This window comes from Streptomyces sp. NPDC034099, assembly GCF_055575415.1.
Genome location: NZ_JBVISR010000010.1, coordinates 104,160 through 126,937 on the forward strand (window position 1 = coordinate 104,160; position 22,778 = coordinate 126,937).

Genomic DNA, 22,778 nt, shown 5'->3' on the forward strand with positions numbered 1-22,778 from the left:
ACGGGACCGCCCCGGAGGCGAAGGCGCCGGATCAGCGGCGCCGGTGGCGTTCCTCCACCGCGACGGCGGCCGCGGCGACGGCGCCCAGGACGGCGACGGCCAGCGGTGCGCTGAACCATGCGGAGCAGACCACGACGGCCAGTCCGCCGACCAGGAGGAAGGAACCGGCCGGGTCGAGCACGGTACGACGGCCCGCCCGCGCGAGCAGCGACCGCCAGGAGGCGCCGGGGTGCCAGTCCGCCGCCGCGCGCAGTCCCGCGACCGCCGCGCCGATCAGGGCGAGGACGCCGACGGTGCCGACCAGCGGACCGCCCGGCAGACCGTCCCGCACGGCACGCACGTCGACCCACACCACCGCCAGGGCGGCCCAGCCGGCGACCCCGACGAGCCACCCGTGGCGCACCGCGGCCCGGAAGTCGGCGGCGAACTCCCGCCAGCCGCCGCGCTCGTGGGCCGTCCGGCGCCCGAGGTGCCGCGCGCCGGCGGCGAACGCGGCGGGGTAGGTGACCAGCGGCAGTGCCGCCACCGCGATCCACACGCCGGTGAGCAGGCACTCGGCGAACAGGGCGAAGCCCTGGGCGAACCGGGACTCCCCCGGCTCCGTACGGGCCCTGGCACGCGCTTCGGTCATCGGAATCCCACCTCAGCCCTTCAGGCCGGACGTCGCCATGCCGTCGATCAGATAGCGCTGGAAGGCCAGGAAGAAGGCGAGGACCGGCAGCAGGGCGACGAGCGACATGGCGATCATGCCGCCGTAGTTCGCCAGGCCCTCCTGGTCCACGAACATCTTGAGGCCGAGGGAGATCGTGTACTTGCCGGGCTCGTTGAGGTAGATCAGCGGGCCCATGAAGTCGTTCCAGGAGTTGATGAAGGTGAAGATCGCGCTGGTGATCAGCGCCGGCCGGCACAGCGGAAGCACGATCGACCAGTAGATGCGGAAGTGCCCGCAGCCGTCGAGCCGGGCGGCCTCGTCCAGCTCCCTGGGCAGGTTCCGCATGAACTGCACCATCAGGAAGACGAAGAACGCCTCGGTGGCCAGGTACTTCCCCAGCAGCAGCGGGGTGTACGTGTTGATCATGTCCAGGTTGCGGAAGAGCACGTACTGCGGGATCAGCAGCACGTGGTACGGCAGCAGCAGCGTGCCGATCATCAGCGTGAAGAGCAGGTTGCGGCCGGCGAACCTGATCTTCGCGAAGGCGTACGCCGTCAGCGAGCAGGACACCACGATCCCGATCACGGAACCGACGGCGAGGAAGAGCGAGTTGACGAAGAAGGTGGAGATCGAGATGTCCGCGATGCCGTCGGCGAGGCTCGTGTAGTTGGACGTGATCGGGTCGCCCGGGAAGAGGTCCAGGCTGCCGACGATGTCGCCGCTCTCCTTGAAGGAGCCGCCGATCACCCAGAGCACCGGATAGAGGATCACGGCGAGGATCGCCAGCGACCCGAGGTGCCAGGCGAGCGATCCGGGCAGCCCGCGCCGGAGCGCGGCCGCCCTGGTGGACCGGGGCGGTGGGACGTCGGTGACCGGTGTGACGTCGGTGGCCTGCGCGCTCATCGGCCGCCCTCCTCGTAGTGCACCCAGCGCTTCTGGGACCAGAACAGCACCGCGGTGACCAGGGCGACCGCGACCAGCAGCATCCACGCCATGGCCGAGGCCAGGCCCATGCGGCTGTTCTCGAAGCCCTGGACGTACAGGTAGCAGGTGTAGACCATCGTGCCGTCCGCCGGCCCGCAGGCGTTGCCCCCGGCGCCGCCGCCGACGATGTAGGCGGAGCTGAAGATCTGGAAGGAGTGGATGGTCTCCAGCAGGACGTTGAAGAAGAGGACCGGGGAGATCATCGGCAGGGTGATGTTCCAGAACTGCCGCAGCTTCCCCGCGCCGTCCACGTCGGCCGCCTCGTACAGCTCGCGCGGCACCTGCTTCAGACCGGCCAGGAAGATGACCATCGGGGCGCCGAACTGCCAGACGGTGAGCGCCACCAGGCTGTAGATGATCAGTTCCGGGTCTCCGGTCCAGCCGCCGGCGTCGATCCCGAAGAACTGCTGGGTACGGTCGACGACCGCGTCGTCCGAGAAGATCGCCTTCCACACGATGGCGACGGACACGCTCGCGCCGATCAGCGACGGCGCGTAGAACGCGGCCCGGTAGAAGGCCTGTCCGCGCCGTTTCTGTGCCAGCAGCAGCGCGACCCCGAGCGCCGCGATCAGCTTGATCGGGGTGCCGACCACGACGTACCACAGGGTGATGCGGACCGAGTGGCGCCAGCGCGGGTCGCCGAACATCTCGGAGAAGTTGTCCAGGCCGATCCACCTGGGCGCGTCGAACAGGTTGTAGTCGGTGAACGCGAAGTAGAGCGAGGCGACCATCGGGCCCGCCGTCAGCAGCAGGAACCCGGCGATCCAGGGGGACATGAAGAGGTATCCGGCCAGGTTCTCCCGGCGGCTCCGCCGCTTCAGCCCGGCGGGGCGCGGGGCCTTCACCGGGCCGTGCCGCGGCCCGGAGTCCGTCAGGCCCTCCATCGCGGGGGCGTGTGTCACGGCGCTTCCCATCAGCCGGCGAGAGCCGTCTTCGACTCGGTGAAGAACTGCTTGACGGCGTCCTCGACGGAGCGCGAGCCGAGCGCCATCTCCTCGGCGATGCGCAGGAACGCGGCCTCGCAGATGTCGGCCCCGTTGGGGTGCGGGGTGATCCGCTCCAGGACGCCGGCCGCGACGAGCGACTCCTCGTAGGCGGCGATGGCCTTGTTGACCGGGTCGGTCGGCTGGTAGGCGTCGTACTGGGCCTGCGTGGTGGGGACACCGCGGTCGTAGCCCATGATCTTGGCGACCTCGGGGTCGTGGACCATGAAGTCGATGAACTGGGCGACCTCCTTGGGGTGCTCGGTGCGCTTGTAGGCGCTGAGCATCAGGGAGCCGAGGTACTGACCGGTCCGCTTGCCGTCCGTGGTGGGGATCGGCGCCAGACCGTACTCGCTCTTGCCCTCGGAGGTGTAGCGGACGGTGAAGTTGTCCCAGGTGAACTCACTGCCGGCGAGTTCCGCGGAGAGCGCCGACTTGGGCTTGATCTGGGCGACCTTCTTGGGGTCGGCGAACAGGCCGGACTTCACGTCCTTCTCCGCCTTTGTCCACCAGGTGGTCAGGTCCGCCTCGGTGAAGCCGAGTCCGTCCTCGGTGAAGAAGGCCTTTCCGTTCTGACGCAGGTACAGGTCGTAGAGGTACATGACGCCGTACATGCCGCTGTCACCGGCCCGGCCGGTCCTGTCGCGGACCTTCGTCATCGCCTCGTCGAAGTCGTCCCACGTCCAGCCCTGTTCGGGCTTGATGCCGGCCCGGGTGTAGACGGGCTTGTCGATGACCAGGGCCATCGAGTTGGACCCGACGGGCACGCCGAGGAGTTTTCCGTCGATCTCGCCGAACTTCTCCAGGCCCGCGCGGAAGCCGTCCATGGAGAGATTTCCCGCCTCGACCTGCTCGCCGAGATCGAGGAGGACATTCTTGGCGTCGTATTTGCGGAGGAATCCGATGGCATTCTGGAAGACGTCCGGTGGATTCCCCCCGGAGGCCTGGGTGTTGAACTTCTTCCAGAAGTCGGTGTACGGCTGGAAGTCGGTCTTGACCTTGATCTTCGGGTACTTCTTCTCGAAGAGCGCGATGGTCTTGTTGATGCGTTGCGCCCGGTCCTCGGCACCCCACCAGGAGTAACGGATCGTCACCGTTCCGTCCCCCGAGCCGCTCCCGCCGCCGCACGCGGTGGCCGTGGCGCCCAGTCCCGCGACGGCCAGCGAGGCCCCCGCCGCCTTGAGGATCGTCCGCCTCCCGGCCTGCCGCTCCGCATTCCCGCCCTGCTGCATACGAGCCTCCCCGCGACGTCGCGTTCGCTTCATGAATCGTTTCAAGTAAGCGCTTGCTGGCACAAGGTACGGAGGGCCCAGGGGCGCGTCAATGATTCGGACAGGAATTCACGGGCTCCAGCGGGGACGGTGCCGGCGCCCGGCCGGAACCCACCGGTCGCCACCGCACAGAACCCACAGGTCGGCGGGGCGTGACCGACGGGCCGAACGCGCGCCGGACCGCCATGGACGGCGGCGCGGAAGGTCACGGTTGGGTGAAGGCGGACCGGAGCGGAGTGCCGGGCACCCGCGGCACGGCACACGAAGGCGGCCCCGCTCACGAGGGTGAACGGGGCCGCCTGATGATCCGGTGGGCGATACTGGGTTCGAACCAGTGACCTCTTCGGTGTGAACGAAGCGCTCTCCCACTGAGCTAATCGCCCGGACGCAGGAAGAACATTACCCCATGTCAGGGGCGCCCGTGACCAGCGGGGGACCGCGATGGGCGGCCCCCGCCGGCGATCACTGGTCCTTGATCTTCCAGGGCATCTGGAGGCCGAACTTCCACAGGTAGATCCCGGCCAGCACGGCCATGATCACCACGCCGATCGCGGTCAGGATGATGTTCCGGCGCCGCACCTTCGGATCGAGGGCACGCTGCGCCGCCTCGGTGACCTTGCGCTTGGTCCAGCGCAGCACCAGCTGGGCCCAGACGAACTCGGTCGCCCAGATCGCCATGCCGCCGAAGATCACCACCCAGCCGGGTCCGGGCAGCGGCAGCATGATGATGCCGGCCACCACGACCGCGAGGCCGACGACGAAGACGCCGACCTGCCAGCTCAGGTGCAGCGCACGCCGCGCCTTGATGAATTCCGGCGCCCGCGAACCGAGCGCTCGCTCGGCCGTGGCCTCGTCCGTCCCCGTACGGTCTGCCGCCACGGCCGCCTCGCCGGGCTTGTTACTCCCCGTGTTCATACGGCCAAACACTACCGGAGCGAAACCTGTCACCGGAATGGGCGTACGACCCGAACGATCTCTCGGCCGGAAGAGTTACGTAAACGCACGCAAAACACTCAGAGGGGTTTACAACGGCACCGTAGGTGGCATGTCGATTTCGCCGACGTGCGAATCCCCGAGCGCACACTGAGCGAAAGGCCCTGGCGCTTATGAACACCACGGTCAGCTGCGAGCTGCACCTGCGCCTCGTTGTGTCGAGCGAGTCCTCCCTGCCTGTCCCCGCAGGCCTGCGGTACGACACGGCCGACCCCTACGCCGTGCACGCCACCTTCCACACCGGAGCCGAGGAGACCGTCGAGTGGGTGTTCGCCCGCGACCTCCTCGCCGAAGGTCTCCACCGCCCCACAGGCACCGGCGACGTCCGTGTCTGGCCGTCCCGCAGTCACGGCCAGGGCGTCGTGTGCATCGCTCTCAGCTCCCCGGAGGGCGAAGCACTGCTCGAGGCCCCTGCGCGGGCCCTGGAGTCCTTCCTGAAGCGCACAGACGCCGCCGTGCCCCCCGGCACGGAACACCGGCACTTCGACCTCGATCAGGAGCTCTCGCACATCCTGGCGGAAAGCTAGGGCGGGGCCCCGCGTGAAGCCGCCCGTCGCCGTCGACTCGGGGTGACGGCACGGGCTCGGACAACCGCATACGGCACACACGGCGTCGTCGCCGCGGATCTCCGCGGGGGCGGCGCCGCTGTGTGCGCGGCACCGGGGAACGAAGGCGGGCCGGCCGCCGTTGTAGGGGCGACCGAGGACGGTGGCCCGCTCGCGGCCGGTTCGCCCGCCGCGCCAGCCACTACCATCGGCCAGCATCGGCGGGCGTCCGCCCGACCCCCAGGCCAGGGAGCGAAACGTGCTGATCACCCACGACACCCGGTGCGCGCTCGACACCGTGGTGGATCTGGTGAACACGGTGCCGGAGGACGAATCGGCTCCGGACGGGCTGCCGGACGTCGCGGCCCTCCAGGAATTCGTGGCGACGCACGAGATCAGCGAGGTCGGCGTGCTCACGGACCTCGATCTCTCGGCGGTGCGGGGCATCCGGGGACGGTTCGCGGCGGTCTTCGCCGCTCCCGACGCCCGGACCGCCGCGGGACTGATCAACGACCTGGTCGCGGCCGCCGGCACCACGCCCCAGCTCACCGACCACGACGGCTACGACTGGCACATCCACTACTTCGCGCCGGGCGCCTCCGTCGCGGACCACCTCACCGCGGACTGCGGGATGGCCCTGGCGTTCTTCGTGGTGGCCGGGGAGCAGGAGCGGCTGCGGCGGTGCGAGGCCCCCGACTGCCGGCGCGCCTTCGTCGACCTCTCCCGGAACCGCTCGCGGCGGTACTGCGACAGCCGCACCTGCGGGAACCGCTTGCACGTGGCCGCCTACCGGGCCCGGCGCAAGGAGGCGGCGGGCTGACGCCGCCCTCGGGGACTGTGCGGCCGCGGATGCGCGGACGGCGACGCGGCCCCCGGCGGGTGACGCCGGGGAGCGCGGGTACGGCTCACAGCAACAGCAGATCGTGCAACGAAGCCATGAGCAGCAGACACCCGATCACCGCCAGGAAGATCATGAGCGGTGGCTGGGATAGGGCGAAGAGGCAGCCGCGTGGTTCGTCCTGCACCCGCGCGGTTTCGCTCTGTCTCGTGTCCAGCTGGGAATCCAGCTGAGTGGTGTCCGGCATCTCGCCGCGATGATGACGCAGCGGGCGGGGTCCACGCGATCAACACGCCCGTTACGACCGCGTGTTGGTTGAATGTCGCAATGTCCGGTCGGATCGTGATCATTACCGAGCGCGCACTGTCGGCCTCGGACCGCTGTGTCGTTTCAGCCCCGGGCGCCGGCCGTTCAGGCCTCGCGCCTCATATCCCGTGCTTCTTGAGGATGGCCTCGATGTCGCTGAAGTCGTCGTCACCGCCGCGGGACGCCTTCGCCGGGCGGGACGCGGGCTGGGCGGCCGGACGGGAGCCGGTCCCCAGGGAGGGGGCGGAGGCGCCGGGGGCCACCGCGTCGCGCTGAGCCGCGGCCCGGGCCTCCTTGCGCTCCTTGCGGGTGCCGCCGCGGCGGCGCTCCACGGCGCGCGTGGTCATGAAGAGCACCCAGGCCACGCCCAGCACTCCGAAGCCCGCCCAGGCCACCGGGCTGAAGGCCGTGTCGGCCAGCCACTCGACGACTCCGGTCATCACCAGGCCGATCGGGACCAGGGAGTAGGCGGCGACACGGGCAGCGGTGAGGAAGCGCTTGCGGTACGCGGTGACCGCCGCGATACCCAGGCCCGCCGCGGACACCGCGGAGCAGACGGTCTCGGCAATCATCCGGTCCTCCAGGGCTGGGCTCGGTCGGGCATGAGTACTTCGTCCCTTCCATCCTGCACCGTCCGCCCGCCGTGAGGCCATGCCGGGGGCCCGAGATCAGGGAGATCTCGGGGTCGGCTCCTCCGCAGGTGCCGGGGGCGCGGTACGAGGCCGGTCGGGACGGCGTCCCGCGGGCTGGGAGGATGGAGGGCATGAGCGACTCCTCCCCCGCCCGTCCCGCCGCGCCCGTCCTCGACGTCTGGTGCGAGCTCCAGTGCCCGGACTGCCACACCGCCCTGGACGACCTCCGCGCCCTGCGCGCCCGCTACGGCGACCGCCTGGACGTGCGGCTGCGGCACTTCCCGCTGGAGAAGCACAAGCACGCCTTCGCCGCCGCGCAGGCCGCCGAGGAGGCGTTCGCCCAGGGCCGGGGCTGGGCGTACGCCGAGGCCGTCCTGGACCGGGTTTCGGAGCTGGACCGTGCGGGCGAGCCCTTCCTGGTCGAGGTGGCCCGGGAACTGGGGCTGGACGCGGAGGAGTTCGACACGGCGCTCATCGACGGCCGGCACATCCTGATCGTCGACGCCGACCAGGCCGAGGGCAAGGCGATCGGCGTGACCGGCACTCCCACGTACGTGATCGGCGGCGAGCGCCTCGACGGCGGCAAGAGCCAGGAAGGGCTGCGCGAGCGCGTCGAGGAGATCGCGGACCGGCTGCTGGCCGGGCAGCGGGACTGAGAAACGGCGGCGGGGCCGGGACGAGCCGCCCGCCGTTCACAGCAGCGGCTTGCAGTAGATGTACCGCGTGGTCTCGTAGCCGAGCGACTCGTAGAGCCGCTCGGCCGCGGTGTTGCCCGCGAAGACGTTGAGGCCGATCAGGGAGTGGCCGGCGGCGATCGCCCGGGCCTCGGCCAGCAGCATCAGGGTGCGGCCGTGGCCCCGGCCCCGGTGGGGCGGGTCGGCCTCGACATCGAAGACGAAGGCCCGGTCCTCGCGCAGCGCCAGCCACAGGATCCCGACCCGCACGCCCTCGTGTTCCAACACGCTGAACAGCATGTTCTCGGTGTCCAGCCCCTGTGGCAGCAGCACCTCGTGGTCGCGGCGGGCCTTCTCGTGCGCGTCGGCCTCGGGCACGCCCCGTTCCATCCAGGTACGGGCGTACCGCTCCGACTGGTACGCCTGCCAGGCGGCGAACTCCTCCGGTGTCATGGGCCGTGCGCCGCTGCCCCTGGGCAGGGCGGGCGGGGTGGCACCGAGCGGCTTGGCCATGGTGCGGTTGCGCAGGACGTAGCCGAGCGCCTGCGCGAGCCGGTTGCCCGCCTCGGCGTCGCCGGCGACGCCCGCCTCGATCTGCCGGCAGCCCCAGGCACGCGCCACCTCCTCCGCGGCGAGCGCGGCCACCGTGCCCCGGCCGCGGAGGCGGTCCGGCTCGTCGACGCGCAGCTCGTGGATCACGGCCACCGAGTCGCCGAGGGAGGATGAGGTGCCGAGGTGCAGCACACCGACGGGGCGGCTGTTCACGCACACCTGGTAGTGGCGCGAACGGGTCCCGTCGGCGGCGCGCTGGAGCGGCTCGGTCGGCCGCAGGGTCGTGGTCATCACGGCAGTTCTACCCACCGTGGACGAGAACGGCAGCCGAATTTCGGGGCCTTCGCGGCTCCGGCTCACCGATCCGGGTCACGGTTCGGGGGTCACGGATCCAGGTCGTCCCCGGACCGCTCCTCGAAGATCCGCATGGCCTTCGCGGTCACCGGTCCCGGGGCGCCCGGCAGTTCACGGTCGTCGATACGGTGCACGGCCTGGACGTCCCGCAGGGTCGAGGTCAGGAAGACCTCGTCGGCGCGGTCCAGGACGTCCAGCGGGAGGTCGGTCTCGCGGGCGCCGGTCCACTCGACGGCCAGGGCGCGGGTGATCCCGGCGAGGCAGCCGGAGGCGACCGGCGGGGTGTGGATCTCGCCGTCGAGGACGACGAAGACGTTCGACCCGGTGCCCTCGCACAGCCGGCCCACCGTGTTGCCGAACAGCGCCTCGGAGGCGCCCCGTTCGCGGGCCCGGGCGAGGGCGACGACGTTCTCGGCGTAGGAGGTGGTCTTCAGGCCGGTGAGCGCGCCGCGCTCGTTGCGGGTCCACGGCACCGTGATCACGGCCGTGGAGTCGGGGCGGCGGGCGGCCTCGCCGAGGGCGACGACGAGGGTCGGGCCGTGCTCGCCGCGGTCGGAGCCGAGGGGGCCGTGGCCGCCGGTGTAGGTGACGCGCAGCCGGCCGAGCCGCATCGGGTTGGCGTCGAGGACGGCGGCACAGGCGCGGCGCACCTCGTCGAGGTCGGGGTCGGGCAGGCCCAGGCCCCGGGCCGAGCGGGTCAGCCGGTCCAGGTGCCGGGTCAGCGCGAACGGCCTGCCGTCCACCGCCTTCACCGTCTCGAAGATGCCGTCGCCCACGGTCAGCCCGTGGTCGAGGACGGAGACGCGGGCGGACCCGATGTCCTGCAACCCGCCGTCGAGCCAGATCTTCACGTCGCCAGCGCCTCTCCAGTTCCGTTCTCCTCGTACACCCCCGACGCTATCGCGAGCAGCCGGCTCACCTTCAGTTCGGTCTCCCGCCACTCGCCCTCCGGGTCGGAGCCCCAGGTGATGCCGGCGCCGGTGCCGAAGCGCAGCCGCGCGGCGCCGTCGGCGGCCCGGTCGATCCAGAAGGTGCGGATGCCCACGGCCAGCTCGCCCGTGCCCCGGTCGGCGTCGACCCAGCCGATGCCCCCGCAGTACGGGCCCCGGGGGGCGGTCTCCAGCGCGTCGATGATCCGCAGGGCGCTGGACTTGGGCGCGCCGGTGACGGATCCGGGCGGGAAGGCGGCGGCGAGCAGCTCCGGCCAGCCGGCGTCCGCGGACAGCTCGCCGCGCACCGCGGACACCAGGTGGACGAGGCCCGGGTGCTTCTCGACGGCGCACAGGTCGGGCACCGTGACCGTGCCCGTGGCGCAGACCCGCCCCAGGTCGTTGCGGACCAGGTCCACGATCATGACGTTCTCGGCGTAGTCCTTCTCCAGCAGGTCGGCCTCGGTCCGGCCGGTGCCCTTGATCGGTCCGGACTCGACGGTGCGGCCGTCCCGGCGCAGGAACAGCTCGGGCGAGGCGGTGGCGATCTCGACGCCGTGTCCGGGCAGCCGGATCGTTCCGGCGTACGGCGCCGGGTTGCCGCGGGCCAGCAGGGCGGTGAGCGCGTCCACGTCGGCGCCGCGACCGACGGGCGCCGAGAGCACCCGGCAGAGGTTGGCCTGGTAGACCTTGCCGGCGGCTATGTGCGCGCGGATACGCCGTACGCCCGCCGTGTACGCGCCGTGGTCGAGCGAGGACGTCCAGTCGCCGACGGCAGGGCCCCGCCACGCTCCCGGCCTGGGCGCGGGCACCGGCTCGGTCCGTACCCGCGCGAAGCGTGCGCAGGTCAGACGGCCCTCGAAGTCCGCGCACACCGCCCAGAAGCCCTCGGAGTCGAGGGCGGCGGGATCGCTCGTGACGTCGAGGAGACCGGTGGCGAGACGGTCGCCGAAGCGGGCGAGGGGAGGGAGGGCGAGCACGCTGTCGAGTCTAGGCCGGTGGCCCCGAGGTGACCCGAACGTGTCCTTCCGGGTGCCCTGACCTGGTGCGCGAGCGGACGCACCGCAGCACGCTGCACAAACGCGTTTTTGTGCTGGCCCCGGAATCCGCTAGAGTTCATCACGTCGCCGGGCCGCGCAAGCGGACCGAACCGACAGGCGGACGTAGCTCAGTTGGTAGAGCGCAACCTTGCCAAGGTTGAGGTCGCGAGTTCGAGCCTCGTCGTCCGCTCGCAGGAACAGGGGGCCTCCCGGGCCTTCTGCACCCCTGGTGGAGTGGCCGAGAGGCGAGGCAACGGCCTGCAAAGCCGTCTACACGGGTTCAAATCCCGTCTCCACCTCCAAGGACGATTAGCTCAGCGGGAGAGCGCTTCCCTGACACGGAAGAGGTCACTGGTTCAATCCCAGTATCGTCCACTGATCCGCCAGGATCACCGATCCGCACGGATCCCCGCGCGATTAGCTCAGCGGGAGAGCGCTTCCCTGACACGGAAGAGGTCACTGGTTCAATCCCAGTATCGCGCACGCAGTAGTCGCACCACCTCCCGGACGATTAGCTCAGCGGGAGAGCGCTTCCCTGACACGGAAGAGGTCACTGGTTCAATCCCAGTATCGTCCACACGGAACGAAGCCCCCGGCCGCCTCGAGCGGCCGGGGGCTTCGTCGTGGGCGGATCAGCTGGAGAAGAGCATGCGTCCGAAGCTCTTCTGGCGGTGGTGGCCGTAGTGGCCGTGGCCGCCGTGCTGCGGGGCGCCCCAGGCCGGAGCCTGGGCCGCCGGGTACGCCTGCGGGGCTGCGGGCGGGGGCGGCGGCGCGGGCTGGGACCACTGGGCCTCCAGGCGGGTCAGCGACTCCAGCTCGCCGTAGTCGAGAAAGATGCCGCGGCAGCCGCTGCACTGCTCGATCTGAACGCCGTTGCGGTTGTAGGTGTGCATCGGTGCGTGGCACTTGGGGCACTGCATGCTCGGCTCAACTCCTCGCCGGTCGGTCCTGCTTCGCGTATCGCCAGGACAGACTCTGTCCCGCCGCGGGTCGGTTGCACCCTACTTCGCGGAACTTCGGCTCAGCCCCGTGGGTCGGCGGGCCGCACGGACGCCATGCGCGCGCAGGCGTCGACGAGGGACTGCTCCACCTCGTCCAGCGGCCGGTCCTCCAGGGCCGCCTTGGTGACGGCCCGGGCGGCGGTCTGCGCGGTGAGGGCGCGGGCCGGGACGTCCAGGGCGGGCCAGGGGTCGCCGTCGGCGGGGACGGCGGGGCCCCCGGAGACGCGGTAGGCGGTCAGGAAGCGGTGCCACTCCTCGGGCGGGAGCAGCCCGCAGGCGTACCAGGCCGCGGGGCGGGCCAGGTCCCAGGCCGGGACGCCGGTACCGAGGTCGTCGACGTCGATCAGCAGCCAGGGTCCCGCGGGGGCGGGGTGGCGTATGAGCTGGCCGAGGTGGAGGTCGCCGTGGCAGAGGGTGGTCGTGTCCGGCATGGCGGCCTCGCCGCGCGCCCAGGCGGGGAGCACCGCCCAGGCCGCGAGTACGGGCGCGGTGGCGGGGTGGTCGGGGGCGGTGTCCCGGAGGCGGGCCGCGGCCAGGGACGCCTTCGCGGGGCCGCGCATCGGGGGTACGGGGGCGGGGGCCGGCGTGCGGTGGAGGCGGGCCAGGAGCGTGGCCGCGGCCTCCCACGGAGCGGCGTCCGGGTCCTCCGGGTCGACGGGCGTGCCGTGGGGCCAGTACGTGACGAGCCGCCCGTGCAGGTCGAGGGGGGCCGGGGCGAGCGGGGGCAGGAGCACCCCGGGGAGCCGGGCGGCGGCCGTGACACGGAGGGTCAGCTCGGCGGGGTCGGTGTCCGCGGCGTGGGCCTTGGCGACGGTGTCCCCGTGCCGGACGACCGTGGTGTCGAGGCGGTCGGCGAGGGTGGCCGCGCCGCAGGGACAGGCCGGGGTGCGGGCGTGGGCCGTTTCCCTGACGCGCGCTTCGAGGGCGGGGAGGAGGGCGGGGGCGTCCGTGGTCACGTGGGTGAGGGTACGCAGGCGCGGCGGGCGGCCACGCTCCCCGGACCGACCCGGCCCGTACCGTGCCGGCCCCGGTCCCGCCGCTTCTCTGGCGTCGGGTCCCGCCTCGGGCCGGCGCGGCCATCCCGCCTTCCGGGCGACACCCCGTACCGGCGCGGGGCCGGTCGCGTACCTCCGGGCCGGATGTCTCGAAGCCCCGGAGGAAAAAGCAATGCCGGCGCAGCTCCCCAGCTGCGCCGGCATTTTGCCGTCCGCCGCACCCCCGTCCCCACGGGGTTTCATGGATGGATGTCCCCGCCCGGACCGCTCTTCCGGGCCTGGGGTCGCCGCTCAGCGCCCCAGCACCACACCCACGGACGACGCCTGTGTGGCCACTGTCTCCCACCCGTCGAAGACGAGGAGGAGCAGGACCGCCAGGGGCAGGGCCATGAGCGTCGCCACCACGGGGTGGCGACGGCCTTGACGGCGGCTTTGCCGTGTGCGGACCAGCGTCCGCGGAACCGTCTGGGCCATGGTCCCTCTCCTGACCGATTCGTTGTCTCGTTGCAGCGGCGGGTGTCTGACCTCGGGGGACGAGTGCTGCACCCGCCGCTTGACCTCAAATCTATGCGTCGGGCGATCGCCGGACGTCATGCCCTCGTACCGATTGCCGGGCCTCCCGGAGGATGAGCCACCACCCGTCGCGTACTCCCCTGGGTGGAGACCGGCTCCCGGGTCTCGGGGTCTTCCCGGACGGGGTGCCCACCGTGTCCCGGTATCTCCGGGCTGTCCGGTGACATCCCTCACTCCGGTCGCCTCCCGGCACGCCTCCGCCCCCGCCCCGGGGCCCACCGGACCCGCCACCACGCCGGAGGTGCGCGGCCTCTCCCCGCCGCTCCCGGCCGTCCCCACCCGGTCCCCCTCCCCGGGCCCAATCCCCCGGCTCCGTCGGCCGGTTGGCATCGGGGGCGCGGCGTGGCCGCTCCGTCCACGCGTTCGCTGACCGGGGCTCAACTCTCGCACCGGGCACTGACAATCCGTTCTCGCGAGAGGGCGCGGCCTCTGCGCACGGGCGGCCGTGGAAACGTAAGCTGTGGCACGTCACAGGGACCGGGCAGCGGGGATGAACATGGCGATGATGCGCCTGAGGCGCGAGGACCCGCGCGTCGTCGGCTCGTTCAGGCTTCACAGGCGGCTCGGCGCGGGTGGAATGGGCGTGGTCTACCTGGGCTCCGACAAGAAGGGGCAGCGGGTCGCGCTGAAGGTCATCCGGCCGGACCTGGCGGAGGACCAGGAGTTCCGGTCACGGTTCGCGCGTGAGGTCTCGGCGGCCCGGCGCATCCGGGGCGGCTGCACGGCCCGGCTGGTCGCCGCGGACCTGGAGGCGGACCGCCCCTGGTTCGCCACGCAGTACGTGCCCGGCCCCTCCCTGCACGACAAGGTCGCCGACGGGGGCCCGCTCGGCGCGGCCGACGTCGCGGCCGTGGGCGCCGCCCTGTCCGAGGGCCTGGTCGCCGTGCACGAGGCCGGGGTGGTGCACCGGGACCTGAAGCCGTCCAACATCCTGCTGTCCCCGAAGGGGCCGCGGATCATCGACTTCGGCATCGCCTGGGCCACCGGTGCCTCCACCCTCACGCACGTCGGCACCGCGGTCGGCTCCCCCGGGTTCCTCGCGCCGGAGCAGGTGCGCGGGGCCGCGGTCACCCCGGCCACGGACGTGTTCTCGCTCGGTGCCACGCTGGCGTACGCGTCGATGGGCGACTCGCCCTTCGGGCACGGCAGTTCCGAGGTGATGCTCTACCGCGTGGTGCACGAGGAGGCCCAGCTGCACGGTGTCCCGGACGCGCTCGCCCCGCTGGTGCGGGCGTGCCTGGCCAAGGACCCCGAGGAGCGCCCCAGCACCCTGCAACTGTCGCTGCGGCTCAAGGAGATCGCCGCCCGGGAGGCCCAGGGCATGCCCGACGTACGGCCGCCCGCGCCGCGCAGCGGTGAGGCGGACGTGCCCACGGGGCGGCTCGCCGACACCTACCCGGAGCGTGCCCAGCGGCGTCCGCAGGGCCGGCCGGGCGCGCAGGGCACTCCCTCGCCGCGCGGCACGTCGGGCTCTCGGGGGACCGGCTCCCGGGGTTCCGTTCCCTCGCGGGGCGGAGCGCCCTCGCGGGGCGGGGCACCCTCACGCGGTGGCACACCGTCGCGGGGCGGCGGTGCGGGGGCCCGGTCCGGGTCCCGGCCGACGCCGTCCTCCCGCGACACGACGGGCCGGGGCTCCTCCCGCAACGACGGTGGCAGGTCCGCACCGCGCGGCGGAGCCGGCCGTACGGGGCCCAGGACGAAGGGGAACGGCTGGCGGCGGCCCGCCAATCCGCGGCTGCTGCGGCAGCGCCTGTTCGTCTTCGTGGTCGTGACGCTGCTGGTCGCGCTGGGTATCGCCGCCGCACAGGGCTGCCAGGGGCCCTCGCGCGGGCTCGGCGACGAGCGGGGCGGCGTGCGGGCGACGCAGCAGGAGCGGGGGGCGCAGCAGGAGCGGGGGGTCCTGCCCGGCGGCCCTCCGGAGCAGCGTACTGCCGGCCTCTGAGGGCCGCGCCCGGACGGGCGCCTACGCCGACGGACGTCCCGCCGTCACCGCGTAGAAGGCGACCGCGGCGGCCGCGCCCACGTTCAGGGAGTCGACACCGTGGGACATCGGGATGCGGACCCACGTGTCGGACGCCGCCAGGGCCCGCCGGGACAGACCGCTGCCCTCGGCGCCCAGCATGAGGGCCACCCGGTCCATGCGGTGCGGGGCGACCGCGTCGAGGGGCTCGGCCCGTTCGTCGGGAGTGAGGGCGAGGAGCGTGAAGCCCGCCTCGCCGACCGTCGCCAGACCGGCCGGCCAGGTGTCGAGGCGGGCGTACGGCACGGAGAAGACCGCGCCCATCGAGACCTTGACGCTGCGCCGGTACAGGGGGTCCGCGCAGTCCGGGGAGAGCAGGACCGCGTCCATGCCGAGCGCGGCGGCGGAGCGGAAGATCGCGCCGATGTTGGTGTGGTCGTTGACGGACTCCATGACGACGACGCGGCGGGCGGTCGTCAGGAGGCCGGCGGCCGGGGTCAGCGGCTTGCGCTGCATCGAGGCGAGAGCGCCGCGGTGCACGTGGTAGCCGGTGACCCGTTCGGCGAGCGCCGGGTCGACGACGTACACCGGGGCCGGGGCCTCGTCGATGATGTCGCGCATGGTGTCGACCCACTTGGCGGACAGCAGCATCGAGCGCATCGCGTAGCCCGCCTCGCCGGCCCGCCGGATGACCTTCTCGCCCTCGGCGATGAACAGGCCCTCGGCGGGTTCGCGGCGGCGTCGCAGTTCGACGTCGGTCAGGCCGGTGTAGTCGTGCAGGCGCGGGTCGTCGGGGTCGTCGATCGTGACGAGGCCGGCCACGTCAGACCGTCCCGTGCGGGCCGACTCCGACGACCTCGCCGACGACGATGACGGCGGGCGGCCTGACGTCCTCGGCGACGACGGTCTCGGCGACGGTGGCGAGGGTCGCGTCCACCCGGCGCTGGGCGGCCGTGGTCCCCTCCTGGACGAGGGCCACCGGGGTGTCGGGGGACCTGCCGTGCGCGACGAGGGTCTCGGCGATCCGGCCGATCTTGTCGACGCCCATGAGGATCACGAGCGTGCCGGTCAGCTTCGCGAGGGACGGCCAGTCGACCAGGGAGCGCTCGTCGTCGGGGGCGACGTGCCCGCTGACCACGGTGAACTCGTGGGCGACGCCCCGGTGGGTGACCGGGATGCCGGCCGCGCCGGGGACCGAGATCGAGCTGGAGATGCCGGGGACGACGGTGCACGCGATGCCCGCCTCGGCCAGCGCCCGCGCCTCCTCCATGCCCCGGCCGAAGACGAACGGGTCGCCGCCCTTCAGCCGTACGACCGCCTTGCCCTGCTTGGCGTGCTCGATCAGCGCGTTGTTGATGGCCTCCTGGGCCATGAAGCGCCCGTACGGGATCTTCGCCGCGTCGATGACCTCGACGTGCGGCGGCAGTTCGGCGAGCAGGTCGCGGGGGCCGAGCCGGTCGGCGATGACGACGTCGGCCTCGGCGAGCAGGCGGCGCCCCCGGACGGTGATCAGGTCGGGGTCGCCGGGGCCGCCGCCGACCAGGGCGACTCCGGCGGTGCGGGTGCGCTGGTGCGGGGCGACGAGGGTGCCGTCGCGCAGGCCCTCGACCACCGCGTCCCGGATGGCGGCGGTGTGGCGGGGGTCGCGGTGGCGCGCGTCGGTGGTGAGCACGGCGACGGTGACGCCCTCACTGTGTCCGGTCGCCGGGGTCCAGGCCGTGGCGCGGTCGGCGTCGTCGGAGCGGACGCACCAGACGCGGTGCCTCTCGGCCTCGGCGGAGGCGGCGTGGTTGGCCTCGGTGTCGCTGCTGGCGATCAGGGCGTACCAGGCGTCCGCGAGGTCCCCGTCCGCGTACGGGCGCCGCTCCCAGGTGATCTCGCCCGCGTCCGCCATCGCCTCGACGGAAGGGGTCGCCTCGGGAGAGACGAGGCGGATGTCGGCACCGGCCGCGATGAGGGCGGGCAGGCGGCGCTGGGCGACCTGTCCGCCGCCGAGGACGACCACGCGGCGGCCGGTGAGGCGGAGGCCTACGGGGTAGGCGGGGTGTTCGGCCATGAGGGGACGGCTCCTGTGGGGCGGTGGCGCTGACGTGCGGATTTTACGGCGGGCTGACGGGTGGGGCCCAGGTGGTCCGGTGGGTGGACCCGTTGCCGGGCGGGGTTTTCGGGCGCGGCGACCCGGCAGGGGCCCGGCACCGTGTCCCGGGCCCCGCGCCGTGCGACCGCTGCTGCCCGACTACTTCTCCGTGACCCCTGCCGAGTCGAACGTCGCCACCTCGTGCATCGCCCGCGCCGTGCTCTGCACCATCGGCAGGGCGAGCAGCGCGCCGGTGCCCTCGCCGAGGCGCAGGTCGAGGTCGACCAGCGGACGCAGGCCCAGCTTGTTGAGCGCGGCGACATGGCCGGGCTCGGCGCTGCGGTGACCGGCGATGCAGGCCGCGAGGACCTCGGGGGCGATCGCGCGGGCCACCAGGGCGGCGGCACCGGCGCTGACGCCGTCCAGGATCACCGGGGTGCGCAGGGAGGCGCCGCCGAGCAGCAGGCCGACCATGGCCGCGTGTTCGAAGCCGCCGATCGCCGCGAGTACGCCGATGGGGTCGGCCGGGTCCGGCTGGTGGAGTTCGAGGGCGCGGCGGACGACCTCGGTCTTGCGGGCCAGCGTCTCGTCGTTGATGCCGGTGCCGCGGCCGGTGACCTCGGCCGGGTCGGCGCCGGTGAAGACGGAGATGAGCGCGGCGGACGCGGTGGTGTTCGCGATGCCCATCTCGCCGGTGAGCAGCGCCTTGTTGCCGGCTGCCACCAGGTCGCGGGCGGTCTCGATGCCGACCTCGATGGCCTGCTTGGCCTCCTCGCGGGTCATGGCCGCGCCGGTGGTCATGTCGGAGGTGCCCGCGCGCACCTTGCGGGGCAGCAGGCCCGGCGTGGCGGGCAGGTCGGTGGCGACCCCGACGTCCACGACGCAGACCTCGGCGCCGACCTGGGTGGCGAAGGCGTTGCAGACCGCTCCGCCGCCCAGGAAGTTGGCCACCATCTGGGCGGTGACCTCCTGCGGCCAGGGGGTGACGCCCTGGGCGTGCACCCCGTGGTCACCGGCGAAGACGGCGACGGCCGCGGGCTCCGGGATGGGCGGCGGGCACTGCCGGGACAGTCCGGACAGCTGGGCGGAGATGATCTCCAGCATGCCGAGCGCGCCGGCCGGCTTGGTCATGCGCTTCTGCCGCTCCCAGGCCTCGCCGAGCGCCTTGGCGTCCAGCGGACGGATCTGCGCGACGGTCTCGGCGAGCAGGTCGTGCGGCGCCTCGCCGGGCAGGGCGCGGCGGCCGTACGTCTCCTCGTGGACCACCCAGGACAGCGGGCGGCGCTTGGACCAGCCGGCCTGCATCAGCTCGGGCTCGGCCGGGAACTCGTCGACGTAGCCGACACACAGGTACGCGACGATGTCCAGGTGCTCGGGCAGGCCGAGGGCGCGGACCATCTCGCGCTCGTCGAAGAAGCTGACCCAGCCGACGCCCAGGCCCTCGGCGCGCGCGGCGAGCCAGAGGTTCTCGACGGCGAGCGCGGAGGAGTACGGCGCCATCTGGGGCTGCGTGTGGCGGCCGAGGGTGTGCCGTCCGCCACGGGTCGGGTCGGCGGTGACGACGATGTTGACCGGCGTGTCGAGGATGGCCTCGATCTTCAGTTCCTTGAACTGCTTGGCCCGGCCCTTGGGCAGCGACTTCGCGTACGCGTCGCGCTGACGCATCGCCAGTTCGTGCATCGCGCGGCGGGTGTCGGCGGAGCGGATGACGACGAAGTCCCACGGCTGCGAGTGACCGACGGAGGGCGCGGTGTGCGCGGCCTCCAGGACGCGGAGCAGCACCTCGTGCGGGATGGGGTCGCTGCGGAAGCCGTTGCGGATGTCGCGGCGCTCGCGCATGACCTTCAGTACGGCCTCGCGCTCGGCGTCGTCGTAGGCGGGGGCCGCCGGGCCGGCGGACCGTGGTGCTTCCGCGGCCGCGGCCGCGCTCACGTCCTGGTCCTCCTGGCCGGCGTCGCGGGTGTCCAGGTCTTCGACGCTCTGGACGACTTCGGGGTCGGCCTCGCGCGGCGCCGGTACCGCGGCCGCGGCATCCTCGGCCACCGGGGCCGCGGCGACGGGCTCCGGTGCCGGGGTCTCCGGCGGGACCAGGACCGCTTCGGGGGGTGTCGGCGCGAGGTACGGGGCCGTGGGCACCTGACCGCCGTCGACGGGCAGGAACTGGCCCACGGGCTGGGCGGGGTGCGGTTCCTGGGAGACGGGGGCCGGTGCGGGCACGACCGCCTCCTGCTCCTGCTCCTGCTGCATGTTGGCGTCCATGAGGGACTGGGGGCCCTGGGCGGGCTGCGGTGCGGGGGCCGCCTCGGCGGCCTGCGGCTCCGGATCGGTTTCCGGGGCCGGCTCGGGGACGGCGAACTGCGGCGCGAGCGGGACGTCCGGCTCCGCGTGCGGCGCTTCCTCCGCCGAGGGCTGTGCCTCCGGCTGCGCGGGCTCCACCTGGACCGGCGCCGGCTGTTCCGGTGCCGGGGACGGCTCGGGTTCGACGGCCTCGGGTCCGTCGGTCTCGGCGGGCACGATCGCCTCCGGTTCCGCGACGGCCACGGACGCGTCGGGCGCCTGGACGTCGCCGTGCTCGGGCTCGGGTGCCTCGGAGTGCGGGGCTTCCTGCGGCTCGGGGGCCTCCGGGGTGTCGGCAGCCGGGGGTTCGTCGAGTCCCTCAGGTGCTTCCGCCGGAGTTGGGGCCGGTACCTCCGCCGGTACCTCCGCCGGCGCTTCCTCCGGAGCCGACTGCACAGGGGCCACGGGGACCACGGGGGTCTCCAGAACCTCCTGGGCCTCCGGAACCGCAGGGGCCTCCTCGGGCCCAGCGCCGTCCTGGGCCGCCTGGGCGGGCTCGGTCACGGGGGACTCGGGGGACACGGGAGTCACGGGCTCGGCCGGGGCCGCCTCGGGAGCCGGTACGGCCTCCTCCGCGGGACCGGTCGCCTGCTCCACCTCGGTCTGCGCCGCTGCCTCTGGCGCGGGAGCCTCCTCCGGAGCGGAAGCCTCCGTCGGGGCGGGCGCCTCCTGCGGTGCGCCGGGCTCGTCGGCGCCCGCGGACGTTCCGCCCGTCGCCGCCACGGCCTCCGTCGCCACGCGGGTCACCAGCGCCTGGGCCGCGCCCACCGGCTCGCCCGGCTGCTGCTCCGGTACCGGAACAACCGTTTCCGCAGACCCCGCCCCGGCGTTCACCGGGGCCTCCTGGGCCTGCGGCGCCGTCTGCGCTCCCCAGGGCGCCGCCGCCTGCGGGACCGGCACGGCGGCCTGCGGCACGTCGAGGTACTCGGGCCCCGCGGTCGGCGGGCCGGGGTGCCGTACCGGCGCGTCGGCGGGGCCGCGGTCGGCGAGTGAGCGGACCGGGCTCGCGGAGGTGTCCGGGATCGGCGGACCGAGGTGGAGGGGTCTGCGCGGCGGGGCCGGGGTGGACGCGGGGTCCTGCGCCGGGTCGGGCAGCCGGACGCCGCCGAGGTCGACCGAGCCGCTGTCGCGACCGGACATCTCGTGCGCGCCGGGCTGGTGCACGGTCTCCACGACCGGCTCCGGAGCCGGCGGCGCGACCTCGTTGCCCCAGGCACTCTGGGCTCCCGGCAGCAACAACAGGTCCTCGTCCTCGGCGGTGGCCTCGGAGAGGTAGGTGTACGCGCCGGGTGCGGGGACGCCCGGCTGCTCCACCATGCCTGCGTTCTCCGGCAGCCCCTCGCCCGGGATCTGGCCGGTGTCGGTCATGCGTAACCCCTCGCCCATCGGTTAGTGCTTCTACGACCAGCTCACCCGGGACGGCGCACCGACCGCCCGTAGTGAAGAACGAGCGGGCGTGCCCAGCGGCACGAACGACCCGCGGGAAAAGACGACAAAGCCATTGAGTGGCATTGTCGCGGTCGTTCCCCCGCCACGACAGCCTGATCCGCGACGGCCCGCTGTGGACTGCGCCACGTTGCGCGTCCTCCGGTTGTGCCGTACCACACCCGCCCCCTGAGGAGCGGGTTTTTTACGGACATCGACCGACGAACTGCCGGGTGTCCGCATGCGGTACAACAATCCGCCAGCCTACCCCGCGCGGTATGAACAACCGATCACGGGGCGCGGTCGCGGTGAGACCTCAGCGGGCGGCTTCGCGCCGTACGATCTCTCCGCTGAGCAGGAACGCGACGCTCCGCTCCGTCTCCGTCCAGGCCCGGGTGTCGAGTCCGACGGACTGCAGCAGGGCGCACTCGACGCGGTACCCGTGCTCCGTCAGGTCCCTGCCGACGAGTTCGGCCGCGTCGCGGGTCGCGGCGTGCGCGACGATGCGCTGCGGGCGGCGGTCCGCGACCGCGGAGACCACGGCCGCTCCCCCGCCGCCGACCCGGACGACGTCCGGTTCGGGGAGGTTCTCCAGGATGTGCGGGGCGTTGCCGTGCACGGTCTGGAGCTGGACGCCGAAGTGCCGTGCGGTGGCCTCGGTGCGGGCGCAGGCATCCCGGTCCCGGTCGACCGCGATGACGGCGGCGCCGCCGCGGGCGGCCTCGGTGGCGAAGGCGCCGCTGCCGCAGCCGATGTCCCACACGAGGTCGCCCAGGCGTGGTCCGAGCCTGGCGAGTTGGGCGGTGCGCAGCAGGTCGGTCTCGCCCTCGCCCAGTTCACCGCCGTACGCCGTGGCGGGCAGGGACCAGCCGCGCGGTCCGGTGGCGGGGTCGCGGCCGGCGATCCAGCCGGTGCCGTCGCCCGCGGGGCCCGGACCGGCGACGCCGCCCGCCACGATCACGACGTTCGGGTCGCGCCAGGTGTGGTCGGCGGCCTTGTCGGAGGTGACGACGGTGACCCGCTCGCGGGTGGTGCCGAGTTCCTCGCAGATGACGAAGGTGCGGTGGACGCCCTCCATCAGCAGGCCGAGTTCGGCCGGTCCGGCGCCCGGCGAGGTGAGGACCGCGACCTTGGGGTGGGCCCGGCACACGTTCACCGCGCGTCGCAGGGTGCGGGGGTGGGCGACGACCACATGGGCGTCGTCCCAGGGCATGCCGGCGCGGGCGAAGGCGGCGGCCACGGAGGAGACGGCGGGGACGACCTCGACCTCCAGGCCGAACTCGGGGGCCCGCAGGGTGCGTACGACGCCGAAGAAGCCGGGGTCGCCGTCGGCCAGCACGACCGTTGTGCCGCGGTGGGCGGCGAGGCGGCGGGCGGCGAGGGCGACGCTGCCGAGGCGGATGCGTTCGGCAGCGGGCGGCACCTCGGGAAGTGCCAGGTGGTGTGCGGCGCCGGCCACCAGGGTGGCGGCGCCCAGTGCGGAGCGCGCCGCGGCGGTCAGCGGCGAACCGTCCCAGCCGATCACCGTGACCCGGTCGGCCATCGTCGTCAGTCTCCAGGGTTTTCGCAGGTCGTGGTCGCGGTACCGTCGCGGGCGCGCCCCGTGAGGGTACCTGGTGCGGCCCGGGTGCGGGGTGGTGGCGCCGGTCGGCCCCCG

The 22,778-nt window shown here is 73.2% G+C and carries 21 protein-coding genes and 6 tRNA genes; 9 read left to right on the forward strand and 18 right to left on the reverse strand.

The window, feature by feature from the left end:
- Positions 1-31: 31 nt before the first annotated feature.
- The 6 genes from ACZ56V_RS26875 to ACZ56V_RS26900 form a co-directional block, all read right to left on the reverse strand.
- Positions 32-631: a hypothetical protein gene (locus tag ACZ56V_RS26875; RefSeq protein WP_398917194.1), complete on the reverse strand. Its 600-nt coding sequence runs from the start codon at positions 629-631 to the stop codon at positions 32-34.
- A 12-nt stretch (positions 632-643) separates the two neighbouring features.
- A complete protein-coding gene (locus tag ACZ56V_RS26880) occupies positions 644-1,555 on the reverse strand; it encodes a carbohydrate ABC transporter permease (RefSeq protein WP_467381918.1) in 912 nt (303 codons plus the stop codon).
- Positions 1,552-2,550: a carbohydrate ABC transporter permease gene (locus ACZ56V_RS26885; RefSeq protein WP_398917197.1), complete on the reverse strand. Its 999-nt coding sequence runs from the start codon at positions 2,548-2,550 to the stop codon at positions 1,552-1,554. The genes ACZ56V_RS26880 and ACZ56V_RS26885 overlap by 4 nt, the downstream gene beginning before the upstream one ends.
- Positions 2,550-3,851, reverse strand: coding sequence for an ABC transporter substrate-binding protein (locus ACZ56V_RS26890; RefSeq protein ID WP_467381920.1), 1,302 nt, complete (start codon positions 3,849-3,851; stop codon positions 2,550-2,552). The genes ACZ56V_RS26885 and ACZ56V_RS26890 overlap by 1 nt, the downstream gene beginning before the upstream one ends.
- A 350-nt stretch (positions 3,852-4,201) precedes the next feature.
- Positions 4,202-4,273, reverse strand: a tRNA-Val gene (locus ACZ56V_RS26895).
- Positions 4,274-4,352: 79 nt separating this feature from the next.
- Complete coding sequence (locus ACZ56V_RS26900) at positions 4,353-4,805, reverse strand: TIGR02611 family protein (RefSeq protein ID WP_398917201.1); 453 nt, start codon at positions 4,803-4,805, stop codon at positions 4,353-4,355.
- Between the two features lie 191 nt (positions 4,806-4,996).
- Here ACZ56V_RS26900 and ACZ56V_RS26905 point away from each other — a divergent pair, with 191 nt between their 5' ends.
- Together ACZ56V_RS26905 and ACZ56V_RS26910 are read left to right on the forward strand one after the other, a co-directional pair.
- Positions 4,997-5,410: an SsgA family sporulation/cell division regulator gene (locus ACZ56V_RS26905; RefSeq protein ID WP_004002642.1), complete on the forward strand. Its 414-nt coding sequence runs from the start codon at positions 4,997-4,999 to the stop codon at positions 5,408-5,410.
- Between the two features lie 277 nt (positions 5,411-5,687).
- Positions 5,688-6,248, forward strand: a complete 561-nt coding sequence (locus ACZ56V_RS26910; protein ID WP_398917203.1) for a CGNR zinc finger domain-containing protein — start codon at positions 5,688-5,690, stop codon at positions 6,246-6,248.
- Positions 6,249-6,333: 85 nt separating this feature from the next.
- Here the strand turns inward: ACZ56V_RS26910 and ACZ56V_RS26915 are convergent, their stop codons facing one another.
- A complete protein-coding gene (locus ACZ56V_RS26915) occupies positions 6,334-6,513 on the reverse strand; it encodes a hypothetical protein (RefSeq protein ID WP_003977283.1) in 180 nt (59 codons plus the stop codon).
- 178 nt (positions 6,514-6,691) lie between these two features.
- On the reverse strand, positions 6,692-7,144 hold the full coding sequence (locus ACZ56V_RS26920) for a hypothetical protein (RefSeq protein WP_104633922.1): 453 nt from the start codon (positions 7,142-7,144) through the stop codon (positions 6,692-6,694).
- A gap of 191 nt (positions 7,145-7,335) precedes the next feature.
- Here ACZ56V_RS26920 and ACZ56V_RS26925 point away from each other — a divergent pair, with 191 nt between their 5' ends.
- Positions 7,336-7,860 carry a DsbA family protein gene (locus ACZ56V_RS26925; RefSeq protein ID WP_398917205.1) on the forward strand — a complete coding sequence of 175 codons (525 nt, stop codon included), beginning with the start codon at positions 7,336-7,338 and terminating at the stop codon, positions 7,858-7,860.
- 36 nt (positions 7,861-7,896) lie between these two features.
- Here the strand turns inward: ACZ56V_RS26925 and ACZ56V_RS26930 are convergent, their stop codons facing one another.
- The 3 genes from ACZ56V_RS26930 to ACZ56V_RS26940 form a co-directional block, all read right to left on the reverse strand.
- Positions 7,897-8,721 carry a GNAT family N-acetyltransferase gene (locus ACZ56V_RS26930; protein WP_398917207.1) on the reverse strand — a complete coding sequence of 275 codons (825 nt, stop codon included), beginning with the start codon at positions 8,719-8,721 and terminating at the stop codon, positions 7,897-7,899.
- A 92-nt stretch (positions 8,722-8,813) separates the two neighbouring features.
- Positions 8,814-9,635 (reverse strand): aminotransferase class IV, encoded by an 822-nt coding sequence (locus ACZ56V_RS26935; protein ID WP_356365960.1) that lies wholly within the window; start codon positions 9,633-9,635, stop codon positions 8,814-8,816.
- Positions 9,632-10,693, reverse strand: a complete 1,062-nt coding sequence (locus tag ACZ56V_RS26940; protein WP_468945788.1) for a chorismate-binding protein — start codon at positions 10,691-10,693, stop codon at positions 9,632-9,634. The genes ACZ56V_RS26935 and ACZ56V_RS26940 overlap by 4 nt, the downstream gene beginning before the upstream one ends.
- Positions 10,694-10,870: 177 nt before the next feature.
- Between ACZ56V_RS26940 and ACZ56V_RS26945 the strand changes: the two genes are divergently transcribed.
- The 5 genes from ACZ56V_RS26945 (at position 10,871) to ACZ56V_RS26965 (ending at position 11,330) form a co-directional block, all read left to right on the forward strand.
- Positions 10,871-10,943, forward strand: a tRNA-Gly gene (locus tag ACZ56V_RS26945).
- A 38-nt stretch (positions 10,944-10,981) separates the two neighbouring features.
- Positions 10,982-11,055 (forward strand) — tRNA-Cys (locus ACZ56V_RS26950).
- Position 11,056: 1 nt separating this feature from the next.
- Positions 11,057-11,128, forward strand: a tRNA-Val gene (locus ACZ56V_RS26955).
- A gap of 36 nt (positions 11,129-11,164) precedes the next feature.
- Positions 11,165-11,236, forward strand: a tRNA-Val gene (locus ACZ56V_RS26960).
- Between the two features lie 22 nt (positions 11,237-11,258).
- Positions 11,259-11,330: transfer RNA gene (locus ACZ56V_RS26965), tRNA-Val, on the forward strand.
- Between the two features lie 55 nt (positions 11,331-11,385).
- Here the strand turns inward: ACZ56V_RS26965 and ACZ56V_RS26970 are convergent.
- The 3 genes from ACZ56V_RS26970 to ACZ56V_RS26980 form a co-directional block, all read right to left on the reverse strand.
- Positions 11,386-11,673 (reverse strand): TFIIB-type zinc ribbon-containing protein, encoded by a 288-nt coding sequence (locus tag ACZ56V_RS26970; protein ID WP_052837822.1) that lies wholly within the window; start codon positions 11,671-11,673, stop codon positions 11,386-11,388.
- A 101-nt stretch (positions 11,674-11,774) separates the two neighbouring features.
- Positions 11,775-12,710: a phosphotransferase family protein gene (locus tag ACZ56V_RS26975; RefSeq protein WP_398917219.1), complete on the reverse strand. Its 936-nt coding sequence runs from the start codon at positions 12,708-12,710 to the stop codon at positions 11,775-11,777.
- A gap of 330 nt (positions 12,711-13,040) precedes the next feature.
- A complete protein-coding gene (locus ACZ56V_RS26980) occupies positions 13,041-13,223 on the reverse strand; it encodes a hypothetical protein (RefSeq protein WP_104633915.1) in 183 nt (60 codons plus the stop codon).
- Positions 13,224-13,812: 589 nt separating this feature from the next.
- Here ACZ56V_RS26980 and ACZ56V_RS26985 point away from each other — a divergent pair.
- Positions 13,813-15,264 carry a serine/threonine-protein kinase gene (locus ACZ56V_RS26985; RefSeq protein ID WP_468946069.1) on the forward strand — a complete coding sequence of 484 codons (1,452 nt, stop codon included), beginning with the start codon at positions 13,813-13,815 and terminating at the stop codon, positions 15,262-15,264.
- Positions 15,265-15,285: 21 nt separating this feature from the next.
- On the opposite strand, the gene ACZ56V_RS26990 is transcribed toward ACZ56V_RS26985, so the two are convergent.
- From ACZ56V_RS26990 to cbiE, 4 genes are all read right to left on the reverse strand, one after another.
- Positions 15,286-16,104: a TrmH family RNA methyltransferase gene (locus tag ACZ56V_RS26990; RefSeq protein ID WP_356365968.1), complete on the reverse strand. Its 819-nt coding sequence runs from the start codon at positions 16,102-16,104 to the stop codon at positions 15,286-15,288.
- 1 nt (position 16,105) lies between these two features.
- The gene (cobA, locus tag ACZ56V_RS26995; protein ID WP_468945794.1) at positions 16,106-17,338 is read right to left on the reverse strand and encodes a uroporphyrinogen-III C-methyltransferase; all 1,233 of its coding nucleotides are present in this window, start codon (positions 17,336-17,338) and stop codon (positions 16,106-16,108) included.
- Between the two features lie 180 nt (positions 17,339-17,518).
- Positions 17,519-21,064 (reverse strand): nicotinate-nucleotide--dimethylbenzimidazole phosphoribosyltransferase, encoded by a 3,546-nt coding sequence (cobT, locus tag ACZ56V_RS27000; RefSeq protein WP_468945797.1) that lies wholly within the window; start codon positions 21,062-21,064, stop codon positions 17,519-17,521.
- Between the two features lie 373 nt (positions 21,065-21,437).
- Complete coding sequence (gene cbiE, locus ACZ56V_RS27005; RefSeq protein ID WP_467381931.1) at positions 21,438-22,664, reverse strand: precorrin-6y C5,15-methyltransferase (decarboxylating) subunit CbiE; 1,227 nt, start codon at positions 22,662-22,664, stop codon at positions 21,438-21,440.
- Positions 22,665-22,778: the final 114 nt, after the last annotated feature.